Genomic DNA, 10704 nt, shown 5'->3' with positions numbered 1-10704 from the left:
AGGTGCGCCGCGCATTCGTTGCACTTTGGAGTAACTCGACGTGGCCGACACTGATCTGCACAGCACCGCCTGGCGCGTGACACCTTCCAGCTACCTCGCCGGTCGGCCGGCGGAGCTTGGCATCCCGGCGAAGCCGATCTCGCGCTACGTCACCATGGCCGATGGCTGCCGCCTCGCCGTCGATGTCTGGGTTCCGGAAGGCGCCAGCGGCAAGGTGCCGGCCGTGCTGATCCACACGCCCTATTACCGCCGCTTCGCCATGAAGCCGGGCGGGCAGGGGGAAGCCTGCCCCAATGCGGCAAAGTTCAGGGACATTCTGGTCCCGCGCGGCTACGCGCTGGTCGTGGTGGACATCCGCGGCACTGGCGCCAGCTTCGGCACGCGCGACAGCTTCCGCTCCCCGCGCGAGCGCGAGGATGCGCGCGAGATCGCCGACTGGATCGTGGACCAGCCCTGGTCGAACGGGCGCATCGGCGCGACGGGCATCTCCTATCCGGGCGCGGCCTCGGACTTCCTGGCCAGCACTGGCCATCCGGCCGTGAAGGCGATCGTGCCGCTCTTCGCGGTCTGGGACACCTGGTCGGACCACTATTATCCCGGCGGCGTTTTCCTGAACCGGCTGGCGCAAGTCTATGACGAGCTCATGGTGGCCATGGACCATGACCGCCGGGACCTGTTGGGCGGGATCTCCTATTTCTCCAACCCGGATTTCGCGGGCCCCGCGCCCATCGACGAGGATCCGGAAGGCGCGCTGGTGCAGGAGGCGGTGCGGCAGCATCTCGGCAATTTCCGGATGCCCGATTTCATCACCGACCTGAATTTCCGCGAGCAGAAGCTGCCCTACGACCCGGGCTTCTCCTCCGCGAATATCAGCCCCTATTCGGTCTGCAAGTCGATCCCGAAGGACGTTGCGATCTATGCCGTCTCCGGTTGGACCGACGGCGTCGGCTACGCCAACGGCGCCATCGCCCGCTACCTGACCATGCAGGGCAACCCGACCCACCTGCTGCTCGGGCCCTGGGATCACGGCGCGCGCTGCAACACCTCGCCCTGGCGCGGCCGCGTCGATCCGGAATTCGCCTTGCTGGGCGAGGTGCTGCGCTTCTTCGACGAATACCTGATGGGCCGCACCACCGGCCTCCGCGACGAAGCGCCCATCCACTTCTTCTCCATGCATGCGGAAGAATGGCAGGAGGCGGCGAGCTGGCCGCCGGTGCCCGCGGCCACGCGCCTGCACTTCGCGCCTTCCACCCTGCAGATCGCGCCCGCCGAAGGCGGGGAGGCGGCGCATGCGACCGACTTCTCCTTCAGCTCGGGCCACGGCACGCGCTACGAGCGGATCGCCGCGATCAACGCCCTCGACTACTACACCGACTGGCAGGAGAGGCAGGCGCCACTGCCCGCCTATGACAGCGCCCCCTTCGAGCAGGACACCGAGCTCACCGGCAACACGATCGCCGACCTGACGCTCTCTTCCAGCGAGCCGGATGCGTCGATCATCTGTTATCTGTCCGAGGTCGAGGCGGACGGCACGGTGCGCTACGTCACCGAGGGGCTGCTGCGGGCGCTGCACCGCAAGGAATCGCCGCATCCGCCGGAATACCAGTCGCCCTGGCCCTTCCGCACCTATCACCGCGACGACGCGAAGCCGCTGGTGCCGGGCGTCGCCGAGCGCATGCGGGTGGTGATGCTGCCCGTATCCTGGGTCTTCAAGAAGGGCAGTCGCCTGCGCTTCTCGCTGGCCGGCACCGACGCCGATCACGTCAAGCAAATCCCGCATGGCCGCCCGCCCGTCCTGACGCTACATCACGGCCCCTCGGCGCTCGAGCTTCCGCTCCGGCCCTTCCAGGATTGACCGCATGATGATCTCCCGCCGCGGCCTCGCCGCCATCCCCTTCCTCTCCGCCGGTGCGGCCCAGGCCCAGGCGCCGGCGCAGGCATTCCCGACGCGCCCCATCCGCCTGCTGCTGCCGCAGCCCCCGGGCTCGGCCAACGACGTGGTGGCGCGCATCATCTCCGAGCCGATGGGCCGCGCACTCGGCCAGCCGGTGGTGGTGGACAACCGCCCCGGCGCCAATGGCATGGTCGCGATCAACGGGCTGAAGCAGCAGGCGCCCGACGGCTACACGCTGCTGATGCCGGGCGTGTCCCAGCTCTCGTTCAATCCGTTCCTCTATCCGAACCTGACCTATGATGCGGCGACGGACTTCACCTTCGTTGCCCCCGCCTCGGACGCGCCCTTCATCCTGCTGGCCAGCAAGAAGTCGGGCATCACGAGTGTGGCGGAGCTGCTGCGCCGCGCGCGGGCCGAGCCCGGCCGCCTGACCTATGCCAGCGCGGGCATCGGCAATTCGACCCATCTTTCCATGGAGATGCTGGCCGACCGCGCCGGCGTCAGCTTCACCCACGTGCCCTATGGCGGCACGGCCGCGGCGCTCACCAGCGTCATCACCGGCGAGACGGATGTGATGATCCTGGTGCTGGCCGTGGCGCTGGCCCAGGTGCGGGCCGGCGCGGTGACGCCGCTGGCCATGGTGTCGGCGCAGCGCCTGCCGGTCCTGCCGGACGTTCCCACGCAGGCCGAGGCGGGAATCGATGCGCCGGTCATGCCGGGCTGGTTCGCCATTGTGGGTCCGGCCGGCATGCCGGCGCCCGTCGTGAACCAGCTCAATGCCGCGGTGCGGACGGCGCTCGCGGACGAGACGGTGCAGAAGCGTCTGGCGGATAATCTGCTGATCGCCTGGTCCGGCTCGCCGGCCGACCTGCAGGCCCGCATGGCCAGCGACAGCCAGGTCTGGGGCGAGTTCATCCGTCGCCGGGGCCTCCGGCCGGAGTAAGCGGGGAAGGGGGCGCCGCGCACCCCCGCCCTTCTCAGTTCGCAGCTGGCCGGACCGACATCGCCGTGGTGCGCTCGTCCATCCGCGCCTCGTAGGCCAGCCCGGTGCGCACCGCCCAGAAGTTGATCAGCTGGAAGAGGATGATGCTGGCCTGATCCTCCATCGTCAGCTTCACCGCCTCGCGCAGCATGGCCTCGCGGCTCGCGTCGTCCACGGTGCTGACGGCGCGGCGGACCAGCGCGTCCAGCGTCGGATTGGAATAGCGGCTGGAATTGGCCGAACCGGTCCGTGCCTCGCGGTCATAGGTGCCGTAGACATTGACCAGCGCGATCGAGGCCTCGCCCGTCGTACTTCCCCAACCGGCGAGCCGCATGCCGAATTCCTGACGCGCGGCGCGCGCGCTGAAGCTGGCCCAGGGCAGGGCCTCCACCGTCGTCTGCACGCCGATGCGTGACCACATCTGCGCTACCGCCTGGGCCACGCGGGAATCGTTCGGGTAGCGGTCGTTCGGCGTGTGCAGGGTGAGGCGGAAACCCTGCGGGAAGCCGGCCTCCGCGAGAAGCCGCTTGGCCGCCTCCGGGTCGAAGGCCGGCACGGGCACATCGGGGTTGTAGGTGGAAAGGCCGGGCGGCAGCCATTGCCCATTGGGGATGGCGGTGCCCTCCATCACCCGCTCGGCCAGGGCGGCGCGATTGATGGCGACGCTGAGCGCGCGCCGGACGCGACGATCCTGGAAGGGATTGGTCGCCAGCGGACGCCCCGCGACATCGCTGACGAAAATGGGATTCTCCCGCCGCGACCAGTCGGGCGCGACATGGATCATCCGCAGGCTCTCGATCTCGCTGATGGTGACGCGGCGATCCCGGCGTAGCCGTGCGAGATCGGAGGAGGGGACCTGATCGATCACGTCCGCATCGCCCGCCAGCAGCGCCGCGCTGCGCGCCGCGTCATTGCCGATCAGGCGGTAGCTGACGCGGGCCCAGGGCTGCGGCGTGTCCCAGTGCTGATCGTTGCGCGTCATCTCCACCCGGCTGCCCTGGTCATAGGAAGCAAGGCGATAGGGGCCGGTGCCGATCGCGGCGCGGCCGCTGTTGTAATCCTCGGTCGCGGCGCCTTCGCCGGCATGGCGGGAGACGATGAAAATCGAGGCGAGCTCGACCAGCAACAGGGGATGCGGGGCGGCGGTATGGAGGCGAATCGTCAGCGGGTCCACCACCTCGATCCGGCTGACCGCGCGGATATAGCCGGCAAAGCTGCCGGCCGTATTGGGGACGTTGGGCACCCGGCCGAAGGTGAAGACCACGTCGTCGGCCGTGAAGTCGCGCCCGTCATGCCACTTCACGCCCGGCCGCAGCCGGAATTCCCAGATCGTGTCGGAGATCCGGCTCCAGGATTGCGCGAGGCCGGGTCGCGGTACCGCCCGGGCATCGCGCACCACCAGCGGCTCGAAGAAATGCGAGGACAGGCTGGCATTGGGCGAGGTGTTGTAGAAATGCGGGTCCATTGTGTTGAAGGCCCCGCCGACGCCGATCGTCAGGTTCTGGCTCGGGGCCTGGGCTTGGGCACTCCCTGAAGCGAGCGCGAGGGCGCTCGCCAGGAGGGCGCCCGTCCAGGGGTGGCGGATGCTTCTTTTCATGCCTGCTCCCATTCCCGACCTCAAGGCTCAGCCCCTCGATCGGCTTTAGACGTCCCTTGGCCTCGATGCCGTCTGCGCGACATTTTCCGCCTGATGTTTGGTCCCCGCCTTGTCAGGCCGGCGAGGGTTTTTTCCGCGCGAGCCGCGATTGGTCAGCGGCTCCGCGCGGCGGCCCCAGATCATGACCCCATTTGCGACGGAGAGGTAAACCACCGCGCAGCGCGACCGGGACGAGGACCGGAACCGCGGCCAGTTGTGCGGCGGGCGGCGGCGGGTCAGATTTGGCGCGAAGGGTCCAAGAACAGACCTGCAGGGAGCATTCGGACATGTTGGGTCATCGCAGGACATTCCTGGCGGCAGGCGGCGCTCTCGTCGCGAATGGAATCATTCCCCGCGCCAGGGCGCAGGCCACGCCGACCCTTCGCCTCGGTATTCTCGGCGACCTCACCGGCCCGTATCGCGACCTCTCCGGCCTCGGCACCCTGGCGTGTGTGCGGCAGGCCATCGAGGACCTCGCCCGGGCCGGGACGTCGGTGCAGGTGGAGGTGGTGCAGGCCGACCATCAGCATCGCGCCGATGTGGGCTCGGCGCTCGCGCGGCAATGGTACGACCAGGGCGTGGATGCGATCCTCGAGGTGAACAACTCGGCCATTGCGCTCGCCGTCGCCGATCTCGCGCGTGAGAAGGACAAGGTCTTCCTGGCGACCGGCCCCGCCACGGCCGACCTGCACGGCCCGCGCTGCAGCCCGAACCACGTCCATTGGACCTACGACACCTGGATGCTGGCGCATGGCGCGGGCAGCGCCACGGTGCGCGCCGGCGGTGACAGCTGGTTCTTCCTGACGGCCGACTATGCCTTCGGCCACGCGCTCCAGCGCGACACGGCGCAGGCGGTGGAGGCCGCGGGCGGGCGCGTGCTCGGCCAGGCTCGTTATCCTTTCCCCGCGACGACGGATTATTCGTCCTTCCTGCTGCAGGCCCAGGCCTCGCGCGCCAAGGTGCTGGGCCTGGCGAATGCAGGCACGGACACGGTCAATTGCGTGAAGCAGGCGCATGAGTTCGGGCTGACCCGGCGCATGAGGATGGTGGGCCTGCTCTGCCTCCTCGGCGATGTGCGCGCCATGGGCGCCGAGGCCGCGCAGGGCCTGCTGACGACGGAGCCCTTCTATTGGGACCTCAACGACCGCACGCGCGGCTTCACGCAGCGCGTGCTGCCGCGCATGCCGACCAATATCTACCCCAGCACCAATCATGCCGGCGCCTATTCGGCGGTCACGCATTACCTGAAGGCGGCCGCAGCGATGGGCGTGGCGCAGGCCAAGGCGTCGGGCCGCGCGGCGATCGAGCGCATGAAGGCCATCCCCACGGATGACGATTGCCTGGGCGTCGGGCGGGTGCGCGAGGATGGGCGGAAGATCCACCAAGTCTACCTCTTCGAGGTGAAGACGCCGGCCGAGGTGCGGACCGGCTGGGACCTCTACAAGCTCGCCGGCACCATCGAGGCCGAGCAGGCGATGCGCCCGCTGAGCCAGGGCGGCTGCCCGATGGTGAGGAGCTGAGCTTTCGGTTGGCAAGACGGGTCAGGGGGGTAAGCTGACGACGGAGCGGCGCCCCGGCGCAGGCTCCCCATAAGAACGACGGAGGAAGCACGATGGAATTCGGGTTCTTCACGATGCCGTCCCACCCGCCGGAGCGATCGCTGCGCGACGGACATGAATGGGATCTCCAGGTCCTGCGCTGGCTCGACGAGATGGGCTATCACGAGGCCTGGGTGGGCGAGCACCACACCGCCCCCTGGGAACCGCATCCCGCACCGGATCTGCTGATCGCCCAGGCCTTTCGCGAGACCAAGAACATCCGCCTCGGCCCGGGTGGCTTCCTGCTGCCCTACCACCACCCCGTGGAGCTCGCGAACCGCGTGGCGATGCTCGACCATATCTCGGGCGGGCGGCTGAACTTCGGCGTGGCCGCCTCGGGCCTGCCGAGCGACTGGGCCACCTTCAACGTGGACGGCATGTCCGGCCAGAACCGCGATATGACCCGCGAGGCGCTGGAGATCATCCTGCGCACCTGGACCGAGGACGGCCCCTGGAAGCACGAGGGCAAGTACTGGACCGTCAGCAAGATCGAGACGATGTTCGGCTTCCTCAAGCCGCACATCAAGCCGCTCCAGGCCCCGCATCCGCCGATCGCCGTCGCGGGCCTCAGCAAGAATTCGGACACGCTGAAGCTGGCGGGCGAGCGCGGCTTCCTCCCGATGAGCCTCAACCTCAACCCCGCCTATGTCGCGAGCCACTGGGATTCGGTGGAAGCGGGCGCCCGGCGCACCGGCCGCACGCCGGACCGCCGCGACTGGCGGCTGGTGCGCGAGGTCTTCGTCGCGGACACGGATGAGGAGGCCTGGCGCCTTTCCGTCGGCGGCATGATGGGCCGGATGATGGACGAGTACTTCCTGCCGCTGCTCGCGAATTTCGGCTTCCTCGACTACCTCAAGCACAGCCCCGAGGTACCCGACAGCGACGTGACGGCCGCCTATTGCGCGCAGCGGAACTGGCTCATCGGCTCGCCGAAGACCGTCGCCGAGAAGCTGGAGCGTGTCTACGAGGAGGTGGGCGGCTTCGGCTCCATCCTGGTCTTCGGCTTCGACTATTCGGAGAATCCGGGGGCGTGGAAGAACTCCCTGCGTCTGCTGCAGGAAGAGGTCGCGCCGCGCGTGCGGCACCTGGTTCCCCGGCCGGCGGTCTCCTCCGCCGCGGAATGACCCTCCGGCGGGCGCGGACCGGTTGTCCGCGCCGCCTTTCCCTCAGGCGCTCGCTGGCTGAGGCTTGGCCTGCGGGCTGCTGCGCGGCTTGCGCGCCGTGACCGGTACGGCGTCGGTGCCGATGATGCCGTCCTGCTCCAGCGCGGCGAGCTCGGCCGCGGACAGCCCCAGCAGCTCCGACAGCACGGCCGAATTCTCCTCGCCCAGCGTCGGCGCCGCCCGGAAGATCTTCAAGGGCGGCCCGCCCGCGAGGCGGATCGGGGCGGAGGGCAGCTCGTGCCGGCCGAGGAAGGGGCGGTCCACCTCCTGCCAGAAGCCGCGCGCGCGCAGATGCGTGTCCTGCCGAAGCTCGGTCGGCCAGCGCAGGACGCCGGCGGCGACGCCCTTCGCCTGCAGGGCGTCCATGGCCGCATCGGCGTTGCGGCTGCGGGTCCAGGTGGAGAGCAGCGCCTCCAACTCGCCCTCACGCGCGCGCCGCGCCGCGAGGTCGAGCCCGGCCAGATCGGCGCGGTCCAGCAGGGAGCAAAGCCGCGCCCAGGCGCCGTTGTCGGTGACGGCGATGGCGACCCATCCCTCGTTCTCGCAAGGGAAAGCGCCATGCGGCACCTGGTCGGGATGGCGATTGCCGCGACGCGGGCCGGGATCGCCGAGCGCCGATTGCGCGATGATCCAGGGCGCGGCGAGCGGGAACATGCACTCGACCTGCGCGAGGTCGATGTGCTGCCCTTCGCCGGTGGATTTGCGGTGCAGCAGCGCCGTCAGCAGCGCGGCCGCCGCATTCATGCCGCCCACGGGGTCGCCGTAGGCGAGCTGGTTCGTGAGCGGCGGCCCGTCCGCCGGACCCGAGACGGTGGGCAGGCCCGAGGCATGCTCCAGCGTCGAGCCATAGGCCCGCGCATCGCGCCAGGGGCCGGTCGCCCCGAAGGCGGGCATGGAGAGCATCACGAGGTCGGGCCGCGAATGGCGGAGTACCGCATAGTCGAGGCCGAGCTTCGGCAGCACGTCGCGGGCGTAGTTTTCCACCACGGCATCGCATTGGGCGACGAGCCGCTTGAGCAGCGCCGCACCCTCCGGCCGGCTGAGGTCCAGCGTGATCCCGCGCTTATTGCGGTTCTGGAAGGCGAAGCGCACATCCTTCTCGTAGAGCTTCTGGTCGAAGAAGGACTGTCGCGGATCGACCCCCCGCCACCAGTCCGGGTACTGGATGGCCTCCACCTTGATGATCTCGGCGCCGAGATCGCCCAGCGTCCGCGTGCAGACCGGCCCGGCCCAGCCCATCGACAGGTCGAGGACGCGCAGACCCTCCAGCGGCAGCGCCGCCTTGGCCTTATCGCCAGCCACGGCGGGGGCCGGCGGCGGTGCCATGGGCTCGAGCGGCGCGATGCCGTGGGCGCGCGGGGACGTGCGGGTGAGGCGCTGGGGCAGGGTCGGCCCCTCGAATTCCAGGGCGCCGAGCTTCACCCGCTGGAAGGCATCCCGCGCCCGATGCGTGGGCGTGGCGAGCAGGGTGTCCATCTCCGGCACGACGGCGAAGGGCAGACGGCGCTCGAGGGCCTCGGCGAACCACTCCTCGGCGGTGCGGGCGACCAGGCGCTCGGCGAAGAGCTTTTCCAGCCGCTCGGCATGGGCCAGGCGCTCGGGCCAGACGGCGAAGGCCGGGTCCCGCGCCAGCTCGTCCAGGCCGACCATCTCGCAGAAGGCGCGCCACTGCGCGGGGGTCACGATGGTGACGCCGAGCCATCCCTCCCGGCAGCGATAGACGCCGAGGGGGCTGGTGGGCGCGAAGCGGTTCACGCCCCGCCGCTGCTCGACCTCCGGATTGGTGACGGCCTGCGCCGCCTGGTATTCGGCGATGGCGATATTCGCCTCATGGATGCTGGCCTCCATCTCCCGCCCGCCGCCGCCCCAGAGGGCGGAGGTGCTGGCGATATAGGCCGCGATGCCGCCCATCACCTGCCCGGCGATGCCACCCAGCATGGAGGGTGGTCCCTCGACCGGGCCGATGCAGGCGAAGACGCCGGCCAGGGCGCGGCAGGTGACGTCGGTGGCGGCGAAGCCCGCATAGGGACCTTCGGCGCCGAACCACGAGATGCGCGTATGGACGAGGTGAGGCGGCAGCGCCTCCCGGGCGGTCGGGCGCGCATCCAGCAGGACGTGGCAGGAGGCGGCCAGGGCCGCGACATCGCCCTCGACCAGGTGCTTGTTCGTGTTCAGCCAGGCCTGGAGCGCCGAGCGCCCCTCCAGCCTTGGCCAGGCGGAGGCAAGGGGATCCGCCTCCTCGGCAATCTTCCGCACCTCCGCGCCGAAATCGGCGAAGAGCTTGCCGGCATAGGCCAACGCGGCGCCTTGCCCGACCTCGAGCACGCGGATTCCCGCCAGGGCTTCGGCCATCTTTTCCTCCCGGGGCGTATTCGCCCTGATTTGTGATCATAAAATTAGCCCCGCCCGGAACCGTCAAGTTCCAGGCAGGCCAGGAGGCGGGGAGGAATTCAGGCGGCTTCGGGATTGGGACGGGCGGCGTTGATCGCCGGCAGGCGACGCAGCAGCGCGTCGGCATAGACCGAGATGTCGCGCTGGATGGCGAGGCGGGCCAGCGCGCTGTCATGCTGCCGGAGCGCGCGGATGACCTCGTGATGCGGATGCTCCTCCGGCTGATGGAGGAAGCGGATGGCCTTGAGGCCCGCATTCAGCGGTCCGCATTGCAGCCACAGCCCCTCGATGATCCGGGCCAGGACCGGCATCTCCGCGAGCGACCAGAGGGTCCGGTGGAAGCGCTCATTGGCCACCATCATCTCCTCCATCCGGCCGGAGAGGCGCAGCTCGGTCATTTCCGCATGGATGGCGGCCAGCGCGTCGATCTCCGGCGGCGTGGCGCGCTCGGCGGCGCGGGAGGCGGCCTTGCCTTCCAGATCCAGCCGGAGCTCCACCACCTCGCGCAGCCTGGCGTCGGAAAGCACGGGCACCCGGACCGAGCGGCGGTCGACCTGCTCCAGTGCGCCCTCCGTCACGAGGCGGGCGAGGGCGGCGCGCACGGGCATCGAGCTGACGCCCATCTCCTCGGCCAGCACGCGCAGCTTGAGCTTTTCGCCGGGGCGGAAACGGCTGCGCATGAGGGCGAGGCGCAGGCGCTGATGGACCTGGGCGGCGACGCTCTCTTCCGGAGCGAGGTTGACAGGAGCGATCATTCGGCGATTTTGATCACAAATAAGGACGACTTCCAAATGTCGTCCGCGAGGAAAAGTCCATGGCAGAAACGACCACCGTCCGCGCCGAAATCGGCGCCTCCGTCTGGAAGATCACGGCTGCTGCCGGCGCCGCGGTAGGTGAGGACGAGCCCATCCTGATCCTCGAATCCATGAAGATGGAGATCCCCGTCAGCGCGCCGCATGCCGGGACGGTGGTGGAGGTCCTCGTCGCCGAGGGCGAGCAGGTCGAGGAAGGCCAGGCCGTCGCCACCCTGCGGCGCTGAG

General features: G+C 69.5%; 8 protein-coding genes. 5 read left to right on the top strand and 3 right to left on the bottom strand.

From position 1 onward, the window contains the following. Window positions 1–40: 40 nt before the first annotated feature. Both KHU32_RS11560 and KHU32_RS11555 read left to right on the top strand, forming a co-directional pair. Window positions 41–1855, top strand: a complete 1815-nt coding sequence (locus tag KHU32_RS11560) for a CocE/NonD family hydrolase (protein WP_213670242.1) — start codon at window positions 41–43, stop codon at window positions 1853–1855. 4 nt (window positions 1856–1859) lie between these two features. Beyond that, window positions 1860–2837 carry a Bug family tripartite tricarboxylate transporter substrate binding protein gene (locus tag KHU32_RS11555; protein WP_213670241.1) on the top strand — a complete coding sequence of 326 codons (978 nt, stop codon included), beginning with the start codon at window positions 1860–1862 and terminating at the stop codon, window positions 2835–2837. Between the two features lie 34 nt (window positions 2838–2871). On the opposite strand, the gene KHU32_RS11550 is transcribed toward KHU32_RS11555, so the two are convergent. Then, the gene (locus tag KHU32_RS11550; protein WP_213670240.1) at window positions 2872–4473 is read right to left on the bottom strand and encodes an ABC transporter substrate-binding protein; all 1602 of its coding nucleotides are present in this window, start codon (window positions 4471–4473) and stop codon (window positions 2872–2874) included. 326 nt (window positions 4474–4799) lie between these two features. Between KHU32_RS11550 and KHU32_RS11545 the strand changes: the two genes are divergently transcribed. Together KHU32_RS11545 and KHU32_RS11540 are read left to right on the top strand one after the other, a co-directional pair. Next, the gene (locus KHU32_RS11545; protein ID WP_213670239.1) at window positions 4800–6032 is read left to right on the top strand and encodes an ABC transporter substrate-binding protein; all 1233 of its coding nucleotides are present in this window, start codon (window positions 4800–4802) and stop codon (window positions 6030–6032) included. A 92-nt stretch (window positions 6033–6124) separates the two neighbouring features. Further along, window positions 6125–7234 (top strand): LLM class flavin-dependent oxidoreductase, encoded by a 1110-nt coding sequence (locus KHU32_RS11540; protein WP_213670238.1) that lies wholly within the window; start codon window positions 6125–6127, stop codon window positions 7232–7234. 42 nt (window positions 7235–7276) lie between these two features. On the opposite strand, the gene KHU32_RS11535 is transcribed toward KHU32_RS11540, so the two are convergent. Both KHU32_RS11535 and KHU32_RS11530 read right to left on the bottom strand, forming a co-directional pair. Next, window positions 7277–9625 carry a CaiB/BaiF CoA-transferase family protein gene (locus tag KHU32_RS11535; protein WP_213670237.1) on the bottom strand — a complete coding sequence of 783 codons (2349 nt, stop codon included), beginning with the start codon at window positions 9623–9625 and terminating at the stop codon, window positions 7277–7279. A 98-nt stretch (window positions 9626–9723) separates the two neighbouring features. Next, the gene (locus tag KHU32_RS11530) at window positions 9724–10419 is read right to left on the bottom strand and encodes a GntR family transcriptional regulator (protein WP_213670236.1); all 696 of its coding nucleotides are present in this window, start codon (window positions 10417–10419) and stop codon (window positions 9724–9726) included. Window positions 10420–10478: 59 nt separating this feature from the next. Between KHU32_RS11530 and KHU32_RS11525 the strand changes: the two genes are divergently transcribed. Further along, window positions 10479–10703: a biotin/lipoyl-binding carrier protein gene (locus tag KHU32_RS11525; protein ID WP_213670235.1), complete on the top strand. Its 225-nt coding sequence runs from the start codon at window positions 10479–10481 to the stop codon at window positions 10701–10703. Window position 10704: the final 1 nt, after the last annotated feature.

The organism is Roseococcus pinisoli, from assembly GCF_018413645.1.
Classification (GTDB): domain Bacteria; phylum Pseudomonadota; class Alphaproteobacteria; order Acetobacterales; family Acetobacteraceae; genus Roseococcus; species Roseococcus pinisoli.
Note: the sequence above shows the minus strand (reverse complement) of the source record. Positions and strands in the feature narration are given on the sequence as shown.